We start from the raw sequence: 25,542 nt of genomic DNA, 5'->3' as shown, positions 1-25,542 counted from the left end.
TTTTTTCCCGTCATTGATGATTTATTTCATAATGGCGGGATTTTGTTTTTCTTCATTTTAAATAACACCAATCTGTTGATTACTTCAGTATAACATGCTAATATTGCTTAATGAATTGACAGTATAATAGAATTATTATTCTGCATTATCCTTTTCTTTGCTATAACCAAATCACAAATGTATGAAAAAATTAAGTTTGCTTATTGCCGGATTGGTTATGTCATTTTCGGTATTTGCACAAAAGAATTATTTAAAAGAATCTGACGCTGCTAAAACCCAGCGTATGCAATGGTGGCAGGATGCTACCTTTGGTATGTTTATCCACTGGGGATTGTATGCAGTGCCTGCCGGAGAATACAATGGCAAAAGTGGAGGTGCTGAATGGATTATGGAAACACATAATATTCCTACGGCAGAATACGAAAAATACGCAGCTCAATTTGATCCTGAGAAATTTGATGCAAAAAAATGGGTAGAAATTGCTAAATCAGCAGGTGCTAAATATATTGTAATTACCTCAAAACACCATGATGGTTTTAGTCTCTGGGATAGTAAGGTAACCAAATATGATATTATGGATGCTACTCCATTTAAAAGAGACATTTTAAAGGAACTTTCTGATGCATGTAAAGCTGCAGGTATTAAGTTCGGGTTATATCATTCTATTATGGACTGGCATCAGCCTAATGCTAACCCTAAGCAAAAACCTGAGGTAGCATCAGACTTTAACAAATACAGAGAAGAATATTTAAAACCTCAATTGGCTGAACTGATTAAGAAATATGACCCAACTATTTTGTGGTTTGATGGAGAGTGGATTCCTGAATGGACTGAAGAGCAGGGTAAAGATCTTTACAATTATTTACGTAATCTTAAACCGTCTCTAATTATAAATAACCGTGTTGGCAAAGGACGTAGCGGAATGGAGGGAATGAATAAGTATGAGCATGCTGCAGGCGATTTTGGTACTCCTGAACAGGAAATTCTGAAAACAAATTCACAAGAATATTGGGAAAGTTGCATGACAATCAACAACAACTGGGGATTTGCTAAGTATGACAATAACTGGAAATCAGCACAAACCCTTATTGATAACTTAGTTGATGTAGCCGCAAAAGGTGGTAATTATTTATTAAATGTTGGTCCGACAGCCGAGGGTGAGATTCCTGCCCCAAGTGTTGAGCGTTTGGGTGAAATGGGTAAGTGGTTAGCTATTAACAAGCAAGCTATTTACGCTACCAATGGTTTAGATAACTACAAGCAAGGTGATAACATTAGATTTACTCAAAGTAAGGATGGTAAAAATACCTATGTGGTGTTTAATAAGTTTGATAATAACGAGTTGGTGTTAACTGAAGTTCAACCGAAAGATGGTTCTAAAGTTTATATGCTTGGCGTAAATAAACCATTAGAATGGATTAAAAGTAACGGATCTGTTGTTGTAAAATTACCAACTGATTTACCTTGTAAATATGCCTGGACTTTAAAAATTCAGCGTAATTCTAGTAACTCTAAATAATTACTAAAGATGAAAAAGTTTGTACTGTGTTTTTTAGTGAGTTTAATCTGTTGCCTTCCCGGAATTGCTCAAATTAAAACTTTACCATTTAGCAGGTACATAAAAGAAAGAAAGGGGCTTCTCAATGTCTACCAGGCTATTTCAATTCAAAAAAATGCCACAGTAGCTTTTTTGGGAGGTTCCATAACTTATAATGATGGCTGGAGAAATAAGGTATGTGCTTATTTAAAAGAGCGTTTTCCGGCTACGAAGTTCCACTTTATTGCTGCAGGAATTCCTTCATTGGGGAGTTTGCCGCACACCTTCAGGCTTGGCCAGGATGTGCTGGATTCAGGTAAAGTGGATCTTCTTTTTTTAGAAGCAGCGGTTAATGATCAGGTCAATGGAACGGATAGCGTTACCCAGGTAAGAGCGCTTGAAGGAATAATAAGACATGCAAGAACCAGTAATCCACTGATGGATATTGTTATGATGTCTTTTGCAGATCCTGATAAGACGAAATTGTACAACGAAGGTATTGTGCCGACCTCAATAGCCAATCATGAACTGGTTGCAAATCACTACCAATTACCTTCAATTAATTTGGCTAAAGCCGTAAGAGATAAGCTGGAAAATAAAGAATTTAGCTGGGAGAAGGATTTTATAGATTTACACCCTTCGCCTTTTGGACAAGAATTATATTTTGAAGCAATTAAAGATCTGTTGTCTTCTAATTTTGCATCGTTAAGTAAATCAAGTAATAAAAAACAAAGTGCAATAAAATTGCCTGTTTTATTAAATAAGGGAAGCTTTACCCGAGGAAGGTATTTAAACATAGATAATGCTGGAAACAGAAATGGATGGGAGTTAGTTAAGAATTGGACTCCAAAAGATGGGCTTTCAACCAGACCTGGTTTTGTAAACGTACCAATGCTTGTAAGTACTGTACCCGGTTCGTCCTTTACTTTGAAATTTAAAGGTACTGCAATAGGAATAGCTATTGTTTCAGGTGCTGATGCCGGTATTTTAAGCTATTCAATTGATAATGGTGCTGAAAAACAACTAGATTTGTTTACGCAATGGAGCCCATCGTTGTATCTGCCATGGTACCTTTTGTTTGGTAGTAATTTGACTGATACTGAACATGTACTAAAAGTTACTATCAGTTCTGAAAAGAATAAGGATAGTAAAGGTACTGCCTGTAGGATAGTTAATTTTTTAATTAATTAAGAGACAGTAATTTCTTGTTTAATCCTAGCTTTGTTTCTTAGAAACCAATATAAACCATTCTTATCATGTTCAGACGCCTAATTTTTCTCTCTTTAGCCTTCTCCGTATTAATTGCATTATCTGTTCAAGGTTTTTCCTTAACCAAAACTACCGATTCTCGTGTTATCCATATTTCTTATGGAACTTCATCAGACATCGTCTACAATCTGAATTCTGGTACTTATGAAGTATTCAGCAATAAAAAGAAAATAATAGCTAATGCTTATGCGCTAGTTAAAAATAACGAAGAATCTATAAGTAGCAAGGACTATGAACAGATTAAATTTGAAGAAGCTGCCATTAAGGACAAATTTGGAGTTGGCAAAAAATATACAATCATTTTAACTAAAAGTGGCCTGCCACAAATGGAACAAGTGTTTTATGTTTATCCTGGTCATGATTATTTTCTCACAGAAGTATCATTAAAAGGCAGTGGTGTTAAGAGTAATTACATGGCTCCACTGGTCTCAAATGGAGCAAATATATATGCTAAGGGCGATGTTAGAACACTTTTTGTACCCTTTGATAATGATACTTTCATTAGATATAATGCAAAGCCAATGGGGGCTAACCTGGTGGAAAATACGAGTTCTGAGGTAGGTGCTATTTATGAAAATCAAACCAGAAAAGGACTAATACTTGGTTCGGTAGAGCATATGGTTTGGAAAACGGGGGTACTTAGTAAAGGAACTGACAATAGCTTAACAGAATTAAGTGTTTGGGGTGGCTATACAGATGAAAAAGTGACCCGAGATAAGGTAGCTCATGGTTTTATATCAGGCAGTGCAGTTAAATCTCCAAAGGTATTTGTAGGTTATTTTTCTGATTGGAGAACTGGATTAGAAGCTTATGGTAAAGCAAATAGGATTGCTGAACCGCCCTTTGTTTTTAATTGGACAAAGCCAGTTCCTTTTGGATGGAACAGCTGGGGAGTAATACAGGAAAAACTTACCTATGAAAAGGCAGTAAAAAATGTAGACTTTTTTGCTGATGAATTGCCTAAGTTTAGAAATGATAGCACTGCGTATATAGACCTGGATTCGTTTTGGGACAATTTTACCGGTGGTATGCGTGGTGATTACAGTAAACTAAAAGAGTTTGCAGATTACTGTAAGAGCAAAGGTCTACAGCCAGGTGTGTATTGGGCTCCATTTACCGACTGGGGCTTTAAATCGGGTGGTGATAGAGAAGCTGAAGGTAGTAAATATAAATTTGGAGAGATGTGGACGAAAGTGGGGGGGGCTTATCATGATTTTGACGGTGCTAGAGCTCTTGATCCAACTCATCCGGGAACAAAGAAAAGAATTGATTTTATTATTGATAAGCTGAAAGTTTGTGGATTTAAAATGATTAAGATTGATTTTTTAGGGCATGCTGCTGCCGAATCGGATATCTTTTATGATAAATCTGTTACTACAGGTATGCAGGCTTATAGAGCTGGAATGGAATACCTTATCAATAGAATGGATGGGAAAATGCTTGTTTATGCTGCTATTTCACCTAATATGGCAACTGGAAGATATGCGCACATCAAAAGGATTGCCTGTGATGCATGGAAGACTATAAAAGATACCGAGTACACATTAAATAGTGTTAACTATGGCTGGTGGCAGACTTTCGTTTATAATTATTTGGATGCTGACCATATTGTATTTTCTAATGAAAAGGAGGGAGCAAATAGGGCCAGATTGACGTCCGGATTAATTACCGGAACATTAATAATGGGAGATGATTTCTCATCACCTGGCGTTTGGAATGAAACTGCCAAAAAGTTATTGAACAATGAGCAGTTATTGGCAATACCTAAATCCGGAGTAGCTTTTATGCCGGTAAACGGGAATACAGGGGAGCAGTCGAACGAGTTGTTTGTTAGAAAAATAGGTAATAGCTTATATCTGGCAATTTTAAACTTTGATGGTAAGAAGAAACTTTTTACAATTCCTCTGGATAGGTTAGGTATTAAAAACTCATCTTATAAGGCAAAGGAACTTTTCTCTGGCAAGAATTTTAGGATTAATAAAACGCTTAAGTACGAGCTGAACGGAGCAGATGCTTCAATTATCAAAATTGAATTGCTTTAGGTTAATAATTGATCTAAAGCGCTATATTTATCTTGAATAATATGTAGGTAATTTGAACGCTCAAAGAATAATTCTTTCACTTGTGTTTATTTGTAAGCTTTCCAGTCAAGAATCAACTGCGCAAATAAAACGTACAATTAAAGGTAGTGTTAAAGATAGTATTAATCAGGGCTTACCAGGATCTTACGTTAGGGTAATTACAGGCAAAGACACGTTGACTGTAATTACCGATAAAGAGGGAGATTTTTTTTTATCCAATATCACCACCCAGAGCTCAGGCCTGCTGGTCCGTAGTATTGGCTACAAACCGCATGAGGCAACTGTTACTTTTCTTGAAAAACAAAAGCAGGTTGATCTTGGCAATATTATACTCAAAACAGAGTATAATATGCTCGATGAAGTGGTGATTAAAGGCAAAATCACTCCTATAAGGGTAATGAAAGATACCATAGAGTACAATACAGATGCATTTATGATAAGGGAAGGTGATTATGTAGAGGATCTGCTAAAGCAATTTCCGGGTATGGTAGTAAAGGATGATGGAAAGGTTACCTCAATGGGTAAGGAGCTTACCAGGCTTAGGGTAAATGGCAAGGATTTTTTTACCAGTAATGTTGCTGAGTTTATTAAAAAGTTACCATCGAGCATATTTTCTCACGTTCAGGTAATTGATGACTATGGCGATGAAGCTAATTTTACAGGGATAAAAGTAGGGCAGCCAAGGAAAATTCTAAATCTGGTTACTAAACCTGGGAGAGATAAAGGAACATTTGCAAACGTAAGTGCCAGTGCTGCAACAAGTAATAGTTACGGTTTAAACGGGAATGCTAATGTCTGGAAGGAGCGTAAGCAGATGAGTGGCGGCGGTTCTTTTAATAATACAAGTAATGATGCCCAGATCACTAACAGTGCTAATGGCGCAGCGAGCTTTTCTGATAATATCGGCAAAAACCTTAATTTAAGATCTGGTTATAACATGGGTAATGGCACTTATGGTGGTACAAATTTTAACAATATTCAAAGCGCTAATAGTTTGGGAACTATAAATAGTGTTAATGAGGATAAGTTTAATTCGGGGAATGGTAATCATAATTTAAATTTAGGGCTTAACAGCGAGGAAACAGGTAAGTTTTTTGCTGGTAATTTAGATGCAGGGTTGTCAAACTATAATTCAGAAAATACTTCATCATCTTTGCAGACTGGAGTAATCCGTCAGGATTTATTTACCAGTAGCACTTCAAAACAGAATAGCCCAAATGTAAATATAAATATGAGCCTGGGTTTGGGGGGAAAAGATAAAAAGGGGAGAGCATCACTTAATTTTTCTGGTCGGGCGGGTGGTAGTAAAGGACATCAGGATATTCTTACTGATATCGATTATTATGATAAGGATACAAATGAAAAGGTTAAGGACTCTTTATTAAACCGGTTGGTTGAAACCAGAAACGGAGAGAGGGGAATAAATGCAGGATTTAACTATTCAAAGACATTGGGGAATCCGAAGGATACCATACAGAAAAGTATAGAGTTTTCTTATTCATTTAGTATGAGTTCTAACAATAATGAATTAGAAACACGGGTTAAAGACATAAATGGTAAAATAAGCTTTATTGATTCCTTAAGTAATGTTTATACCTCAACGTTTATCAATCAGAACATTAGGGGAGGTTATAGGTATAATTCATCTAAGATTAACTATGGAATTGGTTTTACATTGCAACCAAGCATTTTGATGGGTAGTTATGAGGGTAGAACCGATAAGATTAATCAAAAGACATTCAATTCATCTCCATCTGGAAACTTTAGCTATGTTATTTCTAAAACGCAATCGGTAAATATGAATTATAACGGGAGTAGTAATGCGCCAAGGTTTGATCAGCTGCAGCCTGTGCCCGATACCAGGAACTTGCAGAATGTGATTATTGGTAATCCGGAATTGAAAACGTCATTCAACCATAGTGCAAATGTTAGTTATAGCTTATTTGGAATTACCAGCGGAAAGGCATTGCAGATTGGTGTAAATGCCAGTACCACACAGAATGAGGTGGTAAGCAATATTATCCTGATTAAGGATACCTTAAATAGCTTAAAGCAGGAAACTCGGTATGTGAATGTGAATGGTAATTATAATATTAATAGCAATTATACGATCGGTTTACCTTTTGATAACCGTAAGTATATGGTTTCTATAGGCGGAAATGTAGGGCTCAATAATTCAGTAATTTTTACTGATAATGTGAAAAATAGCAATAAGGGACTAAATTTTTTTCAGAATATAGGGGTGAATATGGAATTGAAATCGTTATCTGGCAGCGCGGGAGCTTCTTATTCCTATAGTGAAAACAATTATACCATTGCCAATTTTAAACCTCAAAATCTGGAAAGCTGGAACTTTAATATGAATTTGGTATTTAAAATCCGCAAATCGTTTAATACCTCGGTTGATGTTTCCAAGAATTTTACCAGTGGTTACACGTCTGGTACTAATAATCCTTTATTGATTAATGCAAGCGTTTTTAAGTCATTTTTTAAGAACAATAGGGCGTCAGTAAACCTTAGAGCTTATGATCTGCTGAATCAGGGAAATAATTTGTTCAGGGCAGTGTCTGGTAATATGATAATTGAGAACCGGAGCAAACAAATAACCAGATATTTTATGGCTACATTCTCTATGAACATAGAGAACTTTGTTAAGTAGCTAATTAAAAAGGAGAGCTATAGCTCTCCTTCTAATTTTATATACTCTTTTAAGAGTTGTATCTGATTAATAGCTCTGTTAAAATTATGGCCTTCATATTTTGCTCCATAATAAACATCATTTTGTAGGTAGTCAGCTAAGAAACGGATTGCCTGCATGTAAATGATAAACTTACCAGAGTAAGTAAAGTACTGTTTTTCGGTTTCTGTTAATACTTCACTCATTTCTTCCATATAACCATCATAGATAGCCAGATAGAATTCTTTTCTAATACTGATTTTAGATAGATCTGTTTCTTCTTCACTAGCTTCAGCAAGATAGGTTCTCATCATGTCGCCAACATCACTGATAAAGTAACCCGGCATCACTGTGTCAAGGTCTATAACACATAAGCCATTGTTCTTTTCATCAAATAGTACGTTGTTTATTTTCGTGTCATGATGTATTACCCTTAGAGGTATTTCATTATTGGCAACAATATTTGAATATGTATCTACAATATCTCTGTTTTCAGTAATGAAGGTGATGCTGTCTTTAGCTTTTTCAAGTCTTTCTGCAGATGCATTTTTGCAGGCTATCTGGAATTGAGTATACCTTAATTTAAGGTTATGAAAATCAGGTATGGTAATGCTTAATTGTTTGGCATCAAAACCATTCAGAATTTTAGAGAATTTTCCGAACTGCTTTGCCGCTTCGTATGCCTCTTTTTTATTGGTTAAAGAATTAAGAGACGTAGAACCTTCAACAAAAGGAAACAATCGGTAATAGCCGGTATCTGTATCTAAAAGTGATCTTCCACTTAAGTCGCTCACAGGAGATACAAACAAGTAATTAGGATATTCTACATCTAAGTATTGTTTGATCAATGAGATATTCCTGTCAATATCTTTAGGCATTTTAAATACCTCATTATTTACTTTTTGTAAGATATAGTTTTGGGTATCAGTAGTTACTTTCCACGTATGGTTAATTAACCCGTCGCCAAATAGTTTTACAGTAGCTTTTTTTGAGTTTAATCCATATAATGGTAAAATATTTTCGAACATGCGCTTATATAGTATTTGATTGTTTTACCAAACCTAACTAATTCAGTTTATTAAATTGGTGTGCAAACGGTTGCGCAAAATTACTTAGGATCATTTACGACAAGTACAGATTCAACAACGATGTTAAAGAAGGCTTGATCTGCCCCTGATTCACTTTTTGGTTTGTTAATCAGATCGATTAGAATATCGGCAGCTTTCTTTCCTTGTTTGTATGGAAACTGCTCCACAGAAGCAATAGGAGTATAGTCCATATAATTGATAATAGGCAGGTTGGCATAACTCACAAAATCGATTCCGTTTAAGTTAAGCGACCTGGTATATCTGATAGCAAAAAGTGCTACGTAGTCATTGAAAGTTACAATTGCAGTAGGTTTTCTGCGGTGATTGAGCATTGTGTCCATCACTTCAATAGTTCCTGATTCAGTTAAGTCTGAATTAATGATTAACGTAGGGTCAAACTTTAAACGATTTGACAGCATTGCTTTTATATAGCCTTCTTTTCTTTCGTGACTGGCAACCAAGGTATTTGGACCATTAATCATCCCAATAGTACGGTGACCCTTTTTCAAGAGAAAATTAACTGCTTCGTAGGTTCCTGTTTCCAAATTAGAAGCAACGTAATGTATATCTTTAATAGGAGGGATACGATCGAAGAAAACTACTGGGATATTTAATCTTTTAAAGATTTCAAAGTGTTCATAGGTACTTGTGGTTTTAGAAACAGAAACAAGTAAACCATCAACTCTTTGAGTTTTCATTTTTTCAACAAGAAGCTTTTCCCGCTCTGCATCATCATGCGACTGAGCCAATAATACAGTATAGTTTCTTTTGTATGCAATATCTTCAATACCACTTATGGCAGTAGAAAAGAATGACTCAGATAATTCAGGTAAAATAACACCTATAATGAATGATTTTCCGTGTAAAAACTGGATTGCTTTTTGATTAGGCTCATAATTAAGCTCTGAAGCAAGTTTTTTAACACGCATTTTGGTGGTCAATCCAATGCTTGAATGATCATTTAATGCTCTTGATACGGTAGATACCGAAATCTTGAGGATTTTAGCAATTTCTTTTATGGTTGTTGGTTTATCAGACATTATGGTCAAATATTATAATAAACTTTGAATAACCTTACAATTTTAATAAAAATCTATTTTATTTATTGATTTAGGTCAATATACACATAAAATCACGCAAACGTTTGCCCGTTAAGTATTTAATATTTGCGTTAATAAGTAACAATTTTAATGCAAAAAAATGAGGTAAGAAGCATAGGAATTCCACAGAATCTCTCAAGAATTGGCTAGTAATGATATTTTTTTTGAAAAGACATTTTGTTAATTAATCGTTGATAGATAATTTTTTATAGTAGGCTTTAAAAAATCCAAACTGGATAAAATATCAAACGTTTGCGTGTTTTTTTTTGGATTTTGTTTTACTGATTAATGATATAGTCTATACCTTGTGTCATATTCTTCTGACAATCTAAAGAGGAGAAGCTTAATTATACTAACTAAAACGTAGAAAAGAACTAAATAAATTATGAACAGAAGAGAATTTGTAAGAAACTCGGGACTAACTGCAGCAGCCGTTACTATTTTGCCGGAGAATCCACTATTTGCCAGCTCTAAGGCAGATAAGGTGAAAATAGCAATAATTGGTGTGGGCTTGCGTGGTCAAAATCACCTGGATTTACTACTTAAGAGAGATGATGTAGATTTAGTAGCTATTTGCGATGTGGAGCCAAGAATGCTGAACACAGCTAAGGCGATGATTGCAAAGAGTGGAAAACCGATGCCTAAGATTTTTACAGGAGACGACAATGCCTGGAAAAAAATGCTTGAAACTAAAGGCTTACAATCAGTTTTAATTGCTACTCCTTGGGAATTACATAAAGAAATGATCATCACTTCTATTGAAGCCGGGATTAAATATGTAGCTACTGAAGTTATTTTAGGTATAACATTACAAGACCATTGGGATGTGGTTCATGCAGCTGAAAAGAACAATGCTCATGTAATGATGCTTGAAAATGTTTGTTACAGAAGAGATGTACTTGCAGCTTTAAATATGGTGAGACAGGGCTTGTTTGGTGAGATCGTTCATCTTCAAGGTGGTTATCAGCATGACTTACGTGAGGTTAAATTTAATGATGGAGTAAAACCTTATGGTGGAGGTGTTGAATTTAATGAAAAAGGTTTCTCTGAGGCTAAATGGAGAACAAATCACTCAGTACACAGAAATGGAGATTTATATCCAACGCACGGAATAGGTCCGATTGCGAATTATATAGATATAAACCGTGGAAACAGATTCTTGAAATTAAACTCATTTGCTACAAAGTCGAGAGGCTTACATAATTACATCGTAGAGAAAGGTGGAGCTGATCATCCAAATGCAAAAGTTAATTTCCGTTTGGGCGATATTGTTACTACAACAATTGATTGTGCAAATGGCGAAACTTTAATTTTGCAACATGATACTAACCTACCTAGACCATATTCAATAGGTTTCAGAGTTCAGGGAACGAAAGGTCTGTGGATGGATGTAAACAAAGGTGTTTATGTTGAAGGAGTAAGTAAACCACATCAATGGGATCCCGCAGATCAGTGGTTGGATAAATATGATCACCCACTTTGGAAAAAATACGGAAATGACGCACAAGGTGCTGGTCATGGTGGTATGGATTTCTTTGTAATCCATGCTTTCATTGAATCTATTAAGCGGAATACTGCAACTCCATTAGATGTTTATGACGCAGCAGCATGGAGTGCAATTACCCCTTTAAGTGAGCAATCTATTGAATTAGGAAATGAAACTGTAGATTTCCCTGATTTTACAGGCGGAAAATGGATGCATAGAAAGCCTGTGTTTGCTTTAAATGATGAATATTAGTTAGATTAGTTTAATAATTAGTAAGTGTTGGGAGTCTCTATAAGCAATTATAGGGACTTTTTTAATTTGAAATATTTCGAAATTGAGCTTTGTTAACATTAACTTAACATTGAAAACTCATCTTTGTAATATGTTTTTAAATATTCTGGCTTTAGCCTTCCTGATCTTAGCTTTAATTGCAGCATTTAAAATGGATACCCCCCTAAAAGGTGTATTGTTTATGGTGGCGATAGCGGCAGTTTGCGGTCTTTTATATCTGTTTATTTTGTTTCCAGGATTTTCTGGTTTAGCAGTTGCCTTAATATTGGCTGCGTTTATTTTCAGACAAAACAAAAGATAATTCTCTATCTATCTATTTTTCAGTTTGTTTATCCTTGAATAACGATTAAAATAGATGTTTTTAGCATATATAATTTCAACTATTGATTTCAAAAGAGGAAATCTAATTAGATGATTATATAAAATTTAATAACGTAAAAACTGGTTCAATAAATATTATAAAAATATTATATTAATATCATAATATTTTATTTAATAATTCTTAAATTTATTTCAATCATAACTAGCGGACGTTTTTAAAATTATTGATTATGAAAACATTAGGGGAGAAATTCAGAATTTTACGTCAGAAAAAGGGAGTCAACCAAAAAGCTATGGCTGATTTATTAGAAATATCTATTCCGGCGTATTCAAAGCTTGAAACAAGTATTACAGATCCAAACTTCAGCAGGATTAATCAGATAGCCGAAGTCCACAATTTAACTTTGAGGGAATTACTTGATGTTGGTGAGGAAGGGATTAATGAGCAAACGCAGTTGATTAAGCAGTTGAAGGAAAAAGTGAGCGAGCTTGAAAATGCAGTAATTAGGTTACAAAGTAAGCTAATCGACCTGTATGACAAGGATGATCAAAAGAAATAAATCAACTAATAATAACTTTATACTTGTAAACAAGGGACAAAACTATCCTTTGCTTACAAGTTTAAGTAATGAATCGCATCGCTGGGTTAGCCAGCTATAATCTTTAGCGTCATTTGGGGCCTGGAATAGCTTAGAGCCAAACCCAAGTGCGGTAACACCTGCATTTAACCAGCTATCAATATTTTCTTTATTTACATCAACTCCACCTGTCGGCATAAATTTTAAGTCAGGAAACAGTGGTTTAATTGCTTTTAAAAAGCCGGGGCCAAGCGTGTCACCAGGGAAAAGTTTAACTAACGATGCACCAAGTTCTTCAGCAAAGTCGATTTCAGTTGGGGTCATGCAGCCCGGTACCCAAAGAATGTCATTTGAAAAAGCCAGTTTAGCGATGTCTTCTTTAACAATAGGGCTAACTATAAAATCTGCACCAATGCTAAGGTATTGCTCAGCCTGTGCTACTGTTTTTATAGTACCTATGCCTAGTTTTAGATATGGGAAATGTTCATTCCTATAATCCAGCATGGCTTTAAAGTTCTCAGGAGCATTTTTTCCTCTGTTGGTGAATTCAAATACCCTGATGCCACCATCATAACAGGCTTGTAGAACATTTATACAGATGTCTTTATCCTCATGGTAATACACTGGGATAACTGGATAATTGCCGATAATTTCTAATGTACTGGTTATTGCATTCATTTTAAAAGTTTTTAAAAAGTACCATCGCCAAAATCTCCTTTAACAAAGAGTTTTTGATAACCGGATTTTGTTGCCTTGTTGATGATTTCCTGCCCATCGTTGTTATTAATTAGGGCATATATTAAGCCTGCCATAAAAGCATCTCCACTTCCAATTCTGTCTACCACCTCATTGGTCTCGTAGATTGAAGATATATAATTATTTTCTGGCGTATGGTAGGTTCCGTAAAATAAGTTATGTTTTGGATTATCTATAAAACGGAAGGTATTGGCAATGTGCTTACACTGAGGGAATAGTTCGAAAATTTCTTTAGCGGATGTTTCAGCGTGTTTAAAATACTCCTCAGCTGTAGTTTCGCGGTTTAAATGTTCACTAACACTTGTACCCAACATTTTATTTGATGCCCAGATATTGCCCATTATTACATCACAATACTGAACCAGTTCAGGCATTACCTCAATAGGCTGTTTGCCGTAATCCCAAAGTCTGTTTCTGTAATTTAAATCGACAGAGATCTTTAAGCCCATTTTTCTCGCAACTGCCAGGACTTCCTTACAAATTGCTGCTGTATTTTCATTTAATGCAGGAGTGAGGGCGGTCCAATGAAACCAGGTATAACCTTCTAAAATCTTTTCCCAATCTATTGCTCTGGGTTTAAGGGAGCTAAAAGAAGAAAACTTCCTGTCGTATACAACTTGTCCACTGGTTAGTCCATTTGCCGATAGCAAAAAGTATAAACCAAGTCTATCTCCTTCTAATATTGTTTTTGAAGTATCAACTCCTAATTCAGAAAGGTATTGCAAAGCATTTGCGGATAAAGCATTATCAGGCGCGCAGGTTAAATAAGAAACGGGTAGTTTCCACTGACCTAATGATGCTGAAACATTAGCTTCAGAGCCCCCGGGAAATAAGGACACAGTATGATTTTTAGAAATGAATTGATCCTCGGTAGAACTGAACCTTAGCAGTAGTTCACCAAATACCAATATATTTTCTTCATTTTGCATAGTTTTAATTATAATCTATATACAATTATACACGTTAAAACTTTTAAATATATCAGGGTAGTTAATATTTAAAAACGCAAACGATTTCGTGATTTTTATTCTTTCCCAAGAGTGGATGCACGTGCCTTAATATGAGTTTCGAGCATTACCGTTTCATATTCAATATCCTCATTTTTTCTTTCTATAAGAGAGATCAGTTTTTTTGCAGCTAATTGGCCAATTTCAAAAGCAGGTTGATGCACAGTACTTAAAGCTGGGTTTAATGCTTCTGCAAGATCGGTGTTAGTAAAACCAATTAATGCAATGTCATTAGGAATATGATACCCCAATTTATTAAGCAAGGTAAGGCATCTTGTACTAATCTGGTCGGTTGCAGTAAAAATAGCATCAGGTTTATCGGATAAGCCCATATAGTATTGTATTGCTGCCTCAAGATCAGCATTCAGTTTTTGGGTATCTGAGTAATCACAAGATCTTAATAATTCAGGTCTGTAAGTTATTTTACTATCAGCTAAAGCTTGTTTATATCCATTTAAGCGTTCAGTAGCAATACTTAAAGTTGTATTTGTATTCAGGTGCGCTATGTTCTTGTAGCCTTTTTTTATGAGGTGCATAGTAGCATCATAAGCACCCTGAAAATTATCGGCGCCAACTTTATGGGTAACTATTTGATCGCTAAGGCGGTCAAATAGTACCACAGGCAAACCCGCTTTCTGTAGAGAAATTAGATAACTAAAGTCGACAGTTTCACAAGCCGGAGAGATTAGTATTCCGTCAACTCCTCCAGAATAAAGTAATTCAATACATGCGGCCTCTTGTTTTTGAGATTCTTTACTTTGCATAATAATAATCTGATACGAATTGTCTGCACTAACAGTATCAATTCCATCCAGCATTTGTGCCAGCACATTATTATCAAGCGAACATACCACAACACCTATAGACCGACTTTTACCTTCTTTAAGCCCTTTAGCTAAGCGATTTGGCGAATAATGATGTTTTTGAGCATATTCTAATACTTTTTGTTTAGTGTCTATACTAATCTCATAGCTATCGTTTAAGGACTTTGATATTGTAGAAATAGATAAATTGAGCGCTTTAGCAATGTCTTTTAAGGTAACGCTATTGTTCATGCGGTTCTCTATTTGGTGCAAAGGCGAATTTGCAATTATTATGGGGAATAAGGTAAATATACTTGTTTTTCTTTTTGAAGAAGTATTTCATTAATTGTTTTAAGCCCTTTAAATAGCTTTTAAAGAGGATAATTGGCATTTGACAAATAGATTACACTTAATTTAATAACTGTTTATACATTTGCTTAACGGTGTTAGATTATTTACACACCACAATAAGTAATACCATGGGAAGTAAAGAGCGCATAGCAAGATTAAAAGAGGAGACACGACTCAATATCCTTGATGCTGCCTTAGATATAGTGAAGGAAGAGGGATGGCAATCTTTAAGTATGAGAAAGATTGCAGATAAGATTGAATACACTGCCCCAATTATTTATGAATATTTTGCCAATAAAGAAGGAATACTACTTGAATTAACCCGTAAAGGATACATTATCCTAGCAGGAGAAGTTAGAGCAGCAAGAGACAAGCACGATACGCCTGAAAGTCAGTTAGAGGCAATGTGGGTTGCATATTGGAACTTTGCATTCAAATATAAAGAGCTTTATCAGCTGATGTTTGGTGTAGATATGAATTGTTGTGAACTGAAGAAATCAATGCCGGAGGCAGAGCTTTCTGACGATCTGATATACGATGTAATAGAAAAATTAATCACCGTAGAGAATCCGACTGAAGATTTTGTCTGTAGAAAATACTACACTTTCTGGTCAATTATTCATGGTCTTATTTCAATTAACCTTGTAAATAAAGGTCGTGATGCTGAGATGAACCAACGTATTTTAAAAGATGCCATCAGAGGAATCATAAAATATATAAACGAATAATACCCAATAAACTCAAAGGCTTAAATAAGCCTTAATTTTTTAACAATTACTTAACGCTGTTAAACGGCTTATACCCGTTATACGTCAACCCTTTTAATCTATCATATTATGAAATTTTACCTCCGTAGTTCACAATTACTTAACACTGTTAAACAATCTAATCACGTTATGAAATCAATACTTATATTTTCCGCTTTGTTTTTATTGGCTTGTTCCAGTAAAACACCTCAGGCTGTAGCACCTGCTCCGCCTGCTTTACCAGTTGCCAGCGTAGTTTCTGGTACAGAAACCACTTTTCAAGAATACCCTGCATCTATAGAAGGCTCTGTTAATGTTGAAGTTAGACCCCAGGTTAGTGGTAGCCTGGAAAAGGTATATGTTGATGAAGGCGCTTTTGTCAAAGCCGGTCAACCTATCTTTAAAATAAACGATCAGCCATACAGAGCCTCATTAAACAATGCTCTTGCTGCGCAACACTCAGCCGAAGCAAGCTTAATCAATGCTCAATTGGAAGTTGAACGTTTAACTCCATTAGTACAAAACAAGGTAATCTCTGAATTCCAATTAAAATCGGCCAAGGCCACTGCTTTAGTTGCAAAAGCAAACATAGAACAGGCTAAAGCAAATGTTTCTACCGCATCAATAAACCTGGGGTATACTTTAATAAAGGCACCAGTTAGTGGCTATATTGGTAGATTAGTTAAAAAACAAGGAAGTCTTGTTGCACCTGCGGATGTTGACGCACTAACTCAATTGTCTGATGTGCATGATGTACATGTTTATTTTGCGCTTGGGGAAAAGGATTTTGTGAACTTTAAAGATCAATATCCTGGTCAAACCCTAAGTGATAAACTTAAACAACTTCCTGCTGTTGCATTAATTCTTGCTGACGACACTGAGTACGATAAAAAAGGAAAAGTTGATGTAATAGATGGTCAGTTTGATAAAAACACAGGAGCCATAACAGTGAGAGCAAAATTCCCTAACCCTCAAGGTTTATTAAGATCAGGAAACACAGGAAGAATTCGCCTGAGTCTGCAACATAATAATACCCTTGTAGTTCCACAATCGGCTACTATTGAAGTACAAGATAAAGTATTTGTATATGCCCTTGCTGATAGTAACAAAGTAAAAAAACAAGCCATCAGTATTATTGGTAAAGCAGGTACCAATTATTTGGTAAAAGATGGTGTAAAAGCCGGTGATCAGATTGTGTTAAGCGGACTTGATCGCTTACAAGAAGGTGCAGTGATTGCACCACAAAAGGCAACAGATAAAGTTGCTAAAAACTAATTCCCTAATTAAACATTAACAGTCATGTTCAAAATATTTATACAAAGGCCCGTATTAGCTACAGTAATCTCCATACTATTGGTGATTCTGGGGGTGCTAAGTCTTACTAAATTGCCGCTACAGCAGTTTCCAGACATTGCGCCACCATCAGTACTGGTAACTGCTAATTACCCTGGCGCTAATGCCGAAACCGTACTCCGTTCGGTGGCACCTTCTCTGGAAGAATCTATTAATGGAGTTGAAAACATGAGCTATATGAGCTCTACAGCCAGTAACGATGGTACATTGGCAATTACAGTGTATTTTAAGCTAGGTACAGACCCCGATCAGGCTGCTGTAAACGTGCAAAATCGTGTAGCTCAGGCTACAAGTCAATTGCCTACAGAAGTAGTGCAGCAAGGTATCATTACTGCTAAACAACAAAATAGTTTCATCATGGCCATCGGTATGTATACCGAAGATGAATCAAAATACGATCAAACATTCATTGCCAATTACGCACAAATCAACATTATACCCGAAATTAAAAGGATTCCAGGTGTTGGTTCTGCCAGTATATTTGGTGGTGTAAAAGATTACTCGATGCGTATTTGGCTTAATCCAACGCAAATGGCAAGCTATGGTCTTACCCCAAATGAGGTAATGTCAGCTATACAAGACAAAAGTTTAGAGGCAGCTCCAGGTCGTTTTGGTGAAAGAAGTAATGAGGTTTTTGAGTATGTTATTAAATATAAAGGCAAGCTTACAAAACCTGAAGAATATGAGAACATTGCTATCCGTGCAAATTCTGACGGTTCTACACTGCGTTTAAAAGATGTGGGTAGGGTAGAGTTCGGTGCGTATTCATACAACAGTTTAACTCGCTTAAACGGTAAAAAAGGCGTTGTTTTAGGTATCATACAATTGGCAGGTTCTAATGCTAATGAAATACAGATTCAGATAAATAAGTTAATGGAAAAGGCTGCTAAAGATTTTCCAAAAGGCGTTAAGCACAATATCTTTTATAGTACAAAAGTTGCGTTAGATCAGTCAATTGAGCAGGTACAGCATACGCTTATTGAAGCTTTTATTTTGGTGTTCATCGTTGTTTTTATCTTCCTTCAGGATTTCAGGTCAACATTAATTCCTGCTATTGCCGTTCCCGTAGCCATTTTAGGTACGTTCTTCTTTATGCAGTTATTTGGGTTCTCAATTAACTTACTAACGTTGTTTGCGCTTGTATTAGCCATAGGTATTGTGGTCGATGATGCGATTGTAGTGGTAGAGGCCGTTCACGCCAAAATGGAGCACAAGCGTATCGGAGCAAAACAGGCAACTGCCGAAGCAATGCACGAGATCAGTGGAGCTATTATATCCATTACATTGGTGATGTCGGCGGTATTCCTTCCTGTAGGTTTCTTAGAAGGGTCAACCGGAGTGTTCTACAGACAATTTGCCTTTACAATGGCTACAGCTATTATTATATCTGCAATTAATGCATTAACATTAAGTCCTGCATTGGCCGCCTTGTTCTTAAAAGACAATCATGCCGGTCATCCCGATGAGCCTAAAAAAGGATTTAAAGAGAAATTCTTTGCCGGGTTTAACAGGAGCTTTAATTCCATGACAGATAGATATGTAGGTGGTTTAAGATTCCTGATTAAAAATAAAGCGGTTAGTATTGGTGGTTTGGTGATCATCATTTTAGCAACTGTATGGATGGTGCAAAGAACTCCTACAGGCTTTATACCTACAGAAGATCAGGGGTTTGTGGCTATTGCTGTAAACACGCCATCAGGAACATCATTAGATGGTACCTCGAAAGTAATGAAACAGGCCGAGGCTGAATTAGGTGCGTTAGACGCGTCAAGATTTGTAACCTCTATTACAGGTTTCAACTTGCTTACCTCATCAACCAGTCCTTCGTCGGCAGTAGTATTTGTTCTGTTAAAACCTACTAAAGAAAGAGGAAAAGTACAGGATATCAATGAAATCATGAACCTGATAAGAGGTAAATTAGGCGCTATTAGTGGCGGTAGTTTCTTCGTATTCAGTTTCCCTACCGTTCCAGGTTTTAGTAACGTAGAGGCACTTGATCTTGTGTTACAGGATAAAACAGGTGGTAAGCTTGATAAATTTAGTGGTGTAGCCAATAATTTTATTGGTGAGCTAATGAAACGCAAAGAAATAGCGGTTGCATTTACCACTTTTAAAGCAGATTATCCTCAGCTACAACTGGAGGTAAATGATGAGAAAGCAAATCAGCTAGGCGTAAATGTTCGTGATATTTTGCAAACTATGCAAGCTTATTTTGGTAGTGCGCAAGCATCAGATTTTAACCGTTTTGGTAAATACTACAGAGTTTTGGTACAGGCAGATATTGCTGATAGGGCAGATCCTACTGCAATAGACCGTGTATTTGTTAAAAACAAAAGCGGAGAGATGGTGCCAATAAAAACATTGGTAAAATTAACCCGTGTTTATGGCTCTGAGACAGCATCTCGTTATAACTTGTTTAACTCAATTCAGGTTAACGCAATTCCAAAACCAGGCTTTAGTTCTGGTGATGCAATCAATGCGATACAGGAAGTGGCAAAAGAGCAATTACCTGCCGGATATGGATTTGAATTCTCAGGACAAACCAGAGAAGAGATTTCATCAAATGGGCAGTCCACAGTTGTATTTATACTTTGTTTAGTGTTCGTATATTTCTTGTTGGCAGCACAGTATGAAAGTTATATTTTACCATTAGCTGTAATACTTTCTATCCCTACGGGAGTATTGGGTGTGTTTATTGCAATCGGTTTTACCGGTATTGAAAACAACATTTACGTACAGGTAGCCCTCATTATGCTTATCGGTTTGCTGGCCAAAAATGCCATCCTGATTGTTGAATTTGCAGCGCAGCGTAGAAAGGCAGGCTTATCATTAGTAAGTGCGGCAATAGAAGCATCAAAACTAAGGTTACGTCCTATCTTAATGACCTCTCTTGCATTCGTTGTTGGTTTATTTCCAATGAGTATTGCAACTGGTCCATCTGCACAAGGTAACCACTCTATAAGTATTGGTGCTGCAGGGGGGATGGTTTCGGGTGTTGTACTTGGCTTGTTCTTGATTCCAGTTCTCTTTGTGATTTTCCAGAATTTGCAGGAAAAAATATCAAGCAAGCCAGCAGTCATTAGTGATGCTCAGGATGCAAATGGTGTTAAAGTAAACCCAGAATCAGAAATCATCTATTCTTAAGATAAATTTTTAAAAATCAGATACTCATGAAAAAGTATATAAATACATTGGTCCCGCTGTTAATTTTAGTGGTGTTGGCCGGATGTAAAGTTTCCAAAGATGTAGCTATACCTAAAGCTGCAATACCTGATACATTCAGGAATGCCAATGCAATAGATACCAACAGCATTGGTAAAGTCTCAGTAAAGAATTTCTTTACTGAGGACGGTGTAAAGCGTTTGATAGACACTGCATTATTAAGAAATTATGATATGCAGATTGCTTTGAAAAATATTGAATCGGCAGAGGTGCTGTTTAAACAATCAAAGCTTGGTAACATTCCTGAACTTACTTTGCAGGTTACTGCAAATGCCAACCGTCCATCTAACAATAGTTTGAACGGATTAAGTGCGGGTCAATTTCTAAAAACCAAAGTTATTCAGGATTATAATGCCAATGTTGGTTTGGCATGGGAGGCTGATATCTGGGGTAAAATAAAGGGTCAGAAGCAAGCTGCTTTGGCAACTTATTTACAAACTGCAGAGGCTAGAAAAGCAATTCAGACAAGGATTGTAGCTAATGTAGCTCAAGGCTACTACAGACTGTTGATGATGGATGCCCAAATGGCTGTAGCTAAAAAGAATCTTTTATTAAACGATAGTACATTACGCATTATACACATGCAGTTTGATGCGGGACAGGTAACCTCTTTGGCAATACAACAAGCTGAAGCGCAGCAATTGGTAGCAGCGCAGTTGATTCCTGAGTTGGAGCAAAATATTACCATACAGGAAAATGCTTTGCGTATCCTAACCGGACAGTTACCTGGTGTGGTGGAACGTTTAGCCAGCCTTGAGAATACTACTATCCCATCTCAATTATCTGCCGGAATTCCTTCAGAAATGGTTAGCAGAAGACCGGATGTAAAAAGTGCTGAGTTGTCGTTAAACATTGCCAATGCTAAAGTTGGTATTGCTAAAGCAAGCATGTATCCTTCGTTAAGTATTACTGCAAGTGGAGGTCTTAACTCGTTTAAGGCAAGTAATTGGTTTAATATTCCTGCATCATTATTTGGTGTTGTAGGAGGTGGATTAACACAGCCAATATTTCAGCGCAAACAATTGAAAAGTCAGTATGAACTGGCTAAAATAGACCGTGAAAAGGTGGTGTTGGAATTTAGACAATCAGTGCTTAATGCTGTAGGTGAAGTGTCTGATGAGCTTGTGAAAATTGAAAAATTAAAGCTTCAATATGATATTTCTTCAAAAAGGGTTGGCACTTTACAGCAGGCTGTTAAAAATGCCAACCTACTATTTAAAAACGGAATGGCAACTTATCTGGAAGTAATTACTGCTCAAAGTAATTCTTTACAAAGTGAGCTTGAACTGGCAGCTATAAAAACCGCGCAGTTAAGCGCTTCAGTTGAGCTTTATCGTTCGCTTGGAGGCGGATTGTAAGGCATTAGACCTTTTACATTCAATACAAAACCCACATAAAGATATTTTTGTGTGGGTTTTGTATATAGTAACCATTAAGTTTCTTAAATATTTAGTGTCGAATCCGGACTGCTTGTTGTATCCTGTTGATCGAAGTTACTTGCAAATGATGCAGCATTATGCTCATCAAGATACCTTGAAGTATATCTCTGATCAGTGACATTAATGAACAATACTGTTTTTCCCTCTATTGCATCTATCACTGAATTTGAAAGCTCTTTGGGTACTGCAGGGCATCCCTGACTACGTCCAAGCCTACCTAAGGCATTTATTGTACCCTGACTAACATAATCAGCACCATGTACCACAATAGATCTGCTACGGGCATTAGAATTGAATCCTTGATCCATACCATCCAAACGTAATGAACGTCCGTGCTGGCCACGATAAACCTCAGCCGTAAGGTAAAATCCTATACTACTTTGAAAAGATTCGTTTGTGTTTGAAAAACGAGTGGCCTTATCAGCGCCGCTACGTTGTCCGTGGGCAACCCAGGTGTTTAGAACCAACTTCTTTTTCTCGAGATCAATAATCCAAAGTCTCTTTTCAGTACTGTTTTTATCAAAATCAGCAATGGAAAGGATAGATTTTTCTTCAGAAAGCCGACCGGTTTTTTTAAGATTATAATAGCCTGTAAGTGCTTTTTCAAATACTGCGTGACTTAATCCTGTTTGTTCAAGATTTATCTGATTGTAAAGATTGTTTACGTGGGTTTCATATAAACTATCTTCAGTAATTTCGGTAACAATTACAGGTTTTACTGGCTCCCTGTTTGTCCCGTTAAAAATTGTTAAAGAAAGGCTGAGTGCTAACATCGATACTCCCCCCAAAATGCATTTCGTCATAGATTTTAACTCTCGTGATACTTTTATTTAATGCGTTAATTAGGTAGTGTTTCTTCAAATACAGTTCTTTAGATATTTTCAAACATACTAAAAATATATTCGGATTAATACATTGAAAATGATTCTATTACCTTTTTATGACTTAGTAATTTCAATAAAATTAGCTGTTAAATCCATACATTAGTTAATATTTACTCCGCATAAAAAGTATAAAATGATTGACTTTGACTTTGCCGCTGACCATCTTTTAGAAGATGAAATTGCGCTTCTTAGACCTTTAAAGGAAGATGATGTAGCACATCTATTGCCCTTTGCTAATCAGTCGGAAATCTGGAGATTTTCCACACAAAAAGGGGATACAGAAGAAGCATTAAAAAAATATCTTTTATTGGCCATTGAAGCGAGAAATGCTAAAAAAGAATACCCGTATGTTATTGTCGATAAACGAACAAATGCATACGCGGGATGCACACGGTTTTATGATGTAAAGCTTAATCAGCATAATTTAAGCCTCGGTTATACTTGGTACGGAAAGCAATTTCATGGTACAGGATTAAATAAACATTGCAAATACCTTTTGTTTGATTTCGCTTTTAACAGTGGATTTGAGAGGGTAGAGTTTGCTGCTGATACGACTAACACAAGAAGCATTGCCGCCATGAAAAGCGTAGGATGTACTGAGGAAGGTATTTTAAGAAGTCATGTGATCCGCTTGGATGGAAGCAGACGGGATACCATTGTTTTAAGTATGTTAAAACAGGAATGGGAACATTCTTTAAGAAAAAAACTAAATAGTAAACTATGATACAAAGCAGCCTATTTCAGATTGATGATGAAACCCCATGGGAGGATTTAGGTAACGGAATACAAAGACAGGTTTTTGGTTATGATGACAGGATTATGCTGGTAAAGGCAAAATTTGAAGCAGGAGCTGTAGGCGATCTTCATGAACACCACCATACTCAGGTAACTTATGTAGATAGCGGAGCTTTTGAAATGACCATCGGAGAGGAAGTACGTGTAATTAGAAAAGGAGATGGGTATTATGTACCTCCACATGTAATTCATGGCTGTGTTTGTCTTGAGGCTGGTACTTTAATAGATGCCTTTACGCCTCATAGGGAAGACTTTCTTTAAGAAGAGGGGTTATTTAACCCCTCCGAATGCTGCAAAGCATAAATTCTTATGAAGTACCTCGGTGTCTTTAAAACCAACTTTCTGCATTAAGTTCAATTGGAAATTTATAGACCTAGGTGTGTCTTCATATTCAATATAGTCGAATACTTTTTGGCGATATTCAGGACCTCCTAATGACTCCAGGTAATTGCCATATTTCTTTTGAAATAGGGTGTTTAAAGGTTCTGTGTCGTGAGTTATTAAATCAGATATCCATAAACATCCTCCGGGTTTAAGCGATTTGTAAAATTTAGTAAATACTAGCTCCCAATCTTCATCAGTCCTTAAATGGTGCAACGTAGCAGCGGCGAGTATGATGTCGTATTTTTCAGCGGGCAAATCGAGCTCTTTCATATCCAGCTGAATGGTAGTTACCGTTCCTGAAGTTTGAGCAGAAATTCTTTCTTTGGCTCTCTCCAACATAGGTAAACTCAGATCATTAAGCGTACAATTCAGATTTGGGATTTTGGTGAGCATTTTTAGTGTGTAATTACCGGCACCACAGCCAATATCCAAAAGCTCTTTCGCATTCGGAACAACGTGTTTTGCGGCGTCTGTACATAGCTCCATGGTTAATGGCGCATCTAAAGTAGTTTGCTGACCTGTGTTAAGATTCGAAAAACGTTCTACATCGTTATCAAATCTCTCCTTAATTTCTTCATTAGTGGCTTTACTGGAATAATCTGTTTTCATGTTTAGTAATTCTATTATTCCAAAATTAGGATTGTTTGGCTTATTTGGGTGTTTCTATTGGCATTTTAATGTCATTAAAAATATTTTTTAATAGGTCGTGGGGGTAAGAGCTAAACCTGTTGTCATACTATCAAATCACAAAAAATAAATAATTATTCTAACACAGAAAGTATGAAAACAAACAAGTTCTATTTAATGATTGCGGTAATCATGGTAACCATTGGTTCAGTAAAAGCCCAACAGTCGGGAGTTAATTTTGGTATAAAAGCTGGTATTAACTATGCAACTCTTCCAACAAGTTTTAAAGAGGTAAAAGAAAAAGAAGGAAAAGCAGGCTATAATGTTGGCGTGTTTGCCAGAGTTGGAGATGCGTTATATTTTCAACCAGAGGTAAATTATACTTCATTTAAAAGTGAATATACCTACAATTCAAAAGTTTATAGTCCTAAATTTAAACAGGTTAACATTCCATTAATGGTTGGTTATAAGATCATTAATACCGAAGCATTGAACTTTAGAATTTCGGCAGGGCCAGATCTAAGTTACTCATTAAACAAAGCCGCAGGACCCGATCAGTTTGATTATAAGAAATTTACGGCAGGTGGAGTAGTTAATGCAGGTGTTGATATAGGTAGTTTAACCATTGATGCCAGATACAGCAGAGGATTAACTAAGATTAACAAAGGTCTTGATGAGAAAACCGGAATATTTAACCTGTCAGTTGGGTTTAAAATATTTTAGAAGTAGACTTCAAAATGTATAAAC

General features: G+C 36.2%; 21 protein-coding genes. 14 read left to right on the top strand and 7 right to left on the bottom strand.

The features are described 5' to 3' along the window. The first annotated feature begins 181 nt into the window (after positions 1–181). The 4 genes from J1905_RS07180 (at position 182) to J1905_RS07165 (ending at position 7,546) form a co-directional block, all read left to right on the top strand. The gene (locus J1905_RS07180; protein WP_214226594.1) at positions 182–1,519 is read left to right on the top strand and encodes an alpha-L-fucosidase; all 1,338 of its coding nucleotides are present in this window, start codon (positions 182–184) and stop codon (positions 1,517–1,519) included. A gap of 9 nt (positions 1,520–1,528) precedes the next feature. Beyond that, positions 1,529–2,728: an SGNH/GDSL hydrolase family protein gene (locus J1905_RS07175; RefSeq protein ID WP_214226593.1), complete on the top strand. Its 1,200-nt coding sequence runs from the start codon at positions 1,529–1,531 to the stop codon at positions 2,726–2,728. A gap of 65 nt (positions 2,729–2,793) precedes the next feature. Continuing rightward, positions 2,794–4,848, top strand: a complete 2,055-nt coding sequence (locus J1905_RS07170) for an alpha-amylase family protein (RefSeq protein ID WP_214226592.1) — start codon at positions 2,794–2,796, stop codon at positions 4,846–4,848. Between the two features lie 52 nt (positions 4,849–4,900). After that, entirely contained in the window at positions 4,901–7,546 is a 2,646-nt protein-coding gene (locus J1905_RS07165; RefSeq protein WP_214226591.1) for an outer membrane beta-barrel protein, read from the top strand. A gap of 17 nt (positions 7,547–7,563) precedes the next feature. On the opposite strand, the gene J1905_RS07160 is transcribed toward J1905_RS07165, so the two are convergent. Together J1905_RS07160 and J1905_RS07155 are read right to left on the bottom strand one after the other, a co-directional pair. Next, positions 7,564–8,592, bottom strand: a complete 1,029-nt coding sequence (locus tag J1905_RS07160; protein WP_214226590.1) for a phosphotransferase enzyme family protein — start codon at positions 8,590–8,592, stop codon at positions 7,564–7,566. Positions 8,593–8,672: 80 nt separating this feature from the next. Further along, a complete protein-coding gene (locus J1905_RS07155; protein ID WP_173089542.1) occupies positions 8,673–9,692 on the bottom strand; it encodes a LacI family DNA-binding transcriptional regulator in 1,020 nt (339 codons plus the stop codon). Positions 9,693–10,137: 445 nt separating this feature from the next. Between J1905_RS07155 and J1905_RS07150 the strand changes: the two genes are divergently transcribed. From J1905_RS07150 to J1905_RS07140, 3 genes are all read left to right on the top strand, one after another. After that, a complete protein-coding gene (locus J1905_RS07150) occupies positions 10,138–11,490 on the top strand; it encodes a Gfo/Idh/MocA family protein (RefSeq protein WP_214226589.1) in 1,353 nt (450 codons plus the stop codon). 130 nt (positions 11,491–11,620) lie between these two features. Next, entirely contained in the window at positions 11,621–11,830 is a 210-nt protein-coding gene (locus tag J1905_RS07145; RefSeq protein WP_173089544.1) for a hypothetical protein, read from the top strand. Between the two features lie 250 nt (positions 11,831–12,080). Further along, entirely contained in the window at positions 12,081–12,410 is a 330-nt protein-coding gene (locus J1905_RS07140; RefSeq protein WP_108204154.1) for a helix-turn-helix domain-containing protein, read from the top strand. Between the two features lie 42 nt (positions 12,411–12,452). On the opposite strand, the gene J1905_RS07135 is transcribed toward J1905_RS07140, so the two are convergent. The 3 genes from J1905_RS07135 to J1905_RS07125 form a co-directional block, all read right to left on the bottom strand. Further along, complete coding sequence (locus J1905_RS07135; RefSeq protein WP_214226588.1) at positions 12,453–13,106, bottom strand: beta/alpha barrel domain-containing protein; 654 nt, start codon at positions 13,104–13,106, stop codon at positions 12,453–12,455. An 11-nt stretch (positions 13,107–13,117) separates the two neighbouring features. Continuing rightward, positions 13,118–14,113: a sugar kinase gene (locus J1905_RS07130; protein ID WP_214226587.1), complete on the bottom strand. Its 996-nt coding sequence runs from the start codon at positions 14,111–14,113 to the stop codon at positions 13,118–13,120. A 95-nt stretch (positions 14,114–14,208) separates the two neighbouring features. Further along, on the bottom strand, positions 14,209–15,246 hold the full coding sequence (locus J1905_RS07125) for a LacI family DNA-binding transcriptional regulator (protein ID WP_214226586.1): 1,038 nt from the start codon (positions 15,244–15,246) through the stop codon (positions 14,209–14,211). A gap of 227 nt (positions 15,247–15,473) precedes the next feature. Here J1905_RS07125 and J1905_RS07120 point away from each other — a divergent pair, with 227 nt between their 5' ends. The 4 genes from J1905_RS07120 to J1905_RS07105 all read left to right on the top strand — a co-directional run bounded on the left by J1905_RS07120 (position 15,474) and on the right by J1905_RS07105 (position 22,024). Continuing rightward, positions 15,474–16,073, top strand: coding sequence for a TetR/AcrR family transcriptional regulator (locus tag J1905_RS07120; protein WP_173089548.1), 600 nt, complete (start codon positions 15,474–15,476; stop codon positions 16,071–16,073). Between the two features lie 168 nt (positions 16,074–16,241). After that, entirely contained in the window at positions 16,242–17,366 is a 1,125-nt protein-coding gene (locus tag J1905_RS07115; protein ID WP_214226585.1) for an efflux RND transporter periplasmic adaptor subunit, read from the top strand. Positions 17,367–17,390: 24 nt separating this feature from the next. After that, positions 17,391–20,588 carry an efflux RND transporter permease subunit gene (locus J1905_RS07110; protein ID WP_214226584.1) on the top strand — a complete coding sequence of 1,066 codons (3,198 nt, stop codon included), beginning with the start codon at positions 17,391–17,393 and terminating at the stop codon, positions 20,586–20,588. Between the two features lie 26 nt (positions 20,589–20,614). Continuing rightward, on the top strand, positions 20,615–22,024 hold the full coding sequence (locus tag J1905_RS07105) for a TolC family protein (protein WP_214226583.1): 1,410 nt from the start codon (positions 20,615–20,617) through the stop codon (positions 22,022–22,024). A gap of 83 nt (positions 22,025–22,107) precedes the next feature. Here the strand turns inward: J1905_RS07105 and J1905_RS07100 are convergent, their stop codons facing one another. Beyond that, positions 22,108–22,908: a murein L,D-transpeptidase catalytic domain family protein gene (locus J1905_RS07100; RefSeq protein WP_214226582.1), complete on the bottom strand. Its 801-nt coding sequence runs from the start codon at positions 22,906–22,908 to the stop codon at positions 22,108–22,110. Positions 22,909–23,122: 214 nt separating this feature from the next. Between J1905_RS07100 and J1905_RS07095 the strand changes: the two genes are divergently transcribed. Then, on the top strand, positions 23,123–23,713 hold the full coding sequence (locus tag J1905_RS07095; protein ID WP_214226581.1) for a GNAT family N-acetyltransferase: 591 nt from the start codon (positions 23,123–23,125) through the stop codon (positions 23,711–23,713). Then, a complete protein-coding gene (locus J1905_RS07090; protein WP_214226580.1) occupies positions 23,710–24,045 on the top strand; it encodes a cupin domain-containing protein in 336 nt (111 codons plus the stop codon). The genes J1905_RS07095 and J1905_RS07090 overlap by 4 nt, the downstream gene beginning before the upstream one ends. Positions 24,046–24,054: 9 nt before the next feature. On the opposite strand, the gene J1905_RS07085 is transcribed toward J1905_RS07090, so the two are convergent. Continuing rightward, complete coding sequence (locus J1905_RS07085) at positions 24,055–24,777, bottom strand: class I SAM-dependent methyltransferase (RefSeq protein ID WP_214226579.1); 723 nt, start codon at positions 24,775–24,777, stop codon at positions 24,055–24,057. A 171-nt stretch (positions 24,778–24,948) separates the two neighbouring features. Between J1905_RS07085 and J1905_RS07080 the strand changes: the two genes are divergently transcribed. After that, on the top strand, positions 24,949–25,518 hold the full coding sequence (locus J1905_RS07080) for a porin family protein (protein ID WP_214226578.1): 570 nt from the start codon (positions 24,949–24,951) through the stop codon (positions 25,516–25,518). Positions 25,519–25,542: the final 24 nt, after the last annotated feature.

Origin of the sequence: Pedobacter sp. B4-66 (genome assembly GCF_018492665.1) — a bacterium.
Taxonomy (GTDB): Bacteria; Bacteroidota; Bacteroidia; order Sphingobacteriales; family Sphingobacteriaceae; genus Pedobacter.
Note: the sequence above shows the minus strand (reverse complement) of the source record. Positions and strands in the feature narration are given on the sequence as shown.

Excerpts from the sequence above, each read along its gene's own strand:
- J1905_RS07180 (WP_214226594.1), top strand. The coding sequence starts at position 182 with ATGAAAAAATTAAGTTTGCTTATTGCCGGATTGGTTATGTCATTTTCG.
- J1905_RS07175 (WP_214226593.1), top strand. The coding sequence starts at position 1,529 with ATGAAAAAGTTTGTACTGTGTTTTTTAGTGAGTTTAATCTGTTGCCTT.
- J1905_RS07170 (WP_214226592.1), top strand. The coding sequence starts at position 2,794 with ATGTTCAGACGCCTAATTTTTCTCTCTTTAGCCTTCTCCGTATTAATT.
- J1905_RS07160 (WP_214226590.1), bottom strand. The coding sequence starts at position 8,592 with ATGTTCGAAAATATTTTACCATTATATGGATTAAACTCAAAAAAAGCT.
- J1905_RS07155 (WP_173089542.1), bottom strand. The coding sequence starts at position 9,692 with ATGTCTGATAAACCAACAACCATAAAAGAAATTGCTAAAATCCTCAAG.
- J1905_RS07150 (WP_214226589.1), top strand. The coding sequence starts at position 10,138 with ATGAACAGAAGAGAATTTGTAAGAAACTCGGGACTAACTGCAGCAGCC.
- J1905_RS07145 (WP_173089544.1), top strand. The coding sequence starts at position 11,621 with ATGTTTTTAAATATTCTGGCTTTAGCCTTCCTGATCTTAGCTTTAATT.
- J1905_RS07140 (WP_108204154.1), top strand. The coding sequence starts at position 12,081 with ATGAAAACATTAGGGGAGAAATTCAGAATTTTACGTCAGAAAAAGGGA.
- J1905_RS07135 (WP_214226588.1), bottom strand. The coding sequence starts at position 13,106 with ATGAATGCAATAACCAGTACATTAGAAATTATCGGCAATTATCCAGTT.
- J1905_RS07130 (WP_214226587.1), bottom strand. The coding sequence starts at position 14,113 with ATGCAAAATGAAGAAAATATATTGGTATTTGGTGAACTACTGCTAAGG.
- J1905_RS07125 (WP_214226586.1), bottom strand. The coding sequence starts at position 15,246 with ATGAACAATAGCGTTACCTTAAAAGACATTGCTAAAGCGCTCAATTTA.
- J1905_RS07120 (WP_173089548.1), top strand. The coding sequence starts at position 15,474 with ATGGGAAGTAAAGAGCGCATAGCAAGATTAAAAGAGGAGACACGACTC.
- J1905_RS07115 (WP_214226585.1), top strand. The coding sequence starts at position 16,242 with ATGAAATCAATACTTATATTTTCCGCTTTGTTTTTATTGGCTTGTTCC.
- J1905_RS07110 (WP_214226584.1), top strand. The coding sequence starts at position 17,391 with ATGTTCAAAATATTTATACAAAGGCCCGTATTAGCTACAGTAATCTCC.
- J1905_RS07105 (WP_214226583.1), top strand. The coding sequence starts at position 20,615 with ATGAAAAAGTATATAAATACATTGGTCCCGCTGTTAATTTTAGTGGTG.
- J1905_RS07100 (WP_214226582.1), bottom strand. The coding sequence starts at position 22,908 with ATGACGAAATGCATTTTGGGGGGAGTATCGATGTTAGCACTCAGCCTT.
- J1905_RS07095 (WP_214226581.1), top strand. The coding sequence starts at position 23,123 with ATGATTGACTTTGACTTTGCCGCTGACCATCTTTTAGAAGATGAAATT.
- J1905_RS07090 (WP_214226580.1), top strand. The coding sequence starts at position 23,710 with ATGATACAAAGCAGCCTATTTCAGATTGATGATGAAACCCCATGGGAG.
- J1905_RS07085 (WP_214226579.1), bottom strand. The coding sequence starts at position 24,777 with ATGAAAACAGATTATTCCAGTAAAGCCACTAATGAAGAAATTAAGGAG.
- J1905_RS07080 (WP_214226578.1), top strand. The coding sequence starts at position 24,949 with ATGAAAACAAACAAGTTCTATTTAATGATTGCGGTAATCATGGTAACC.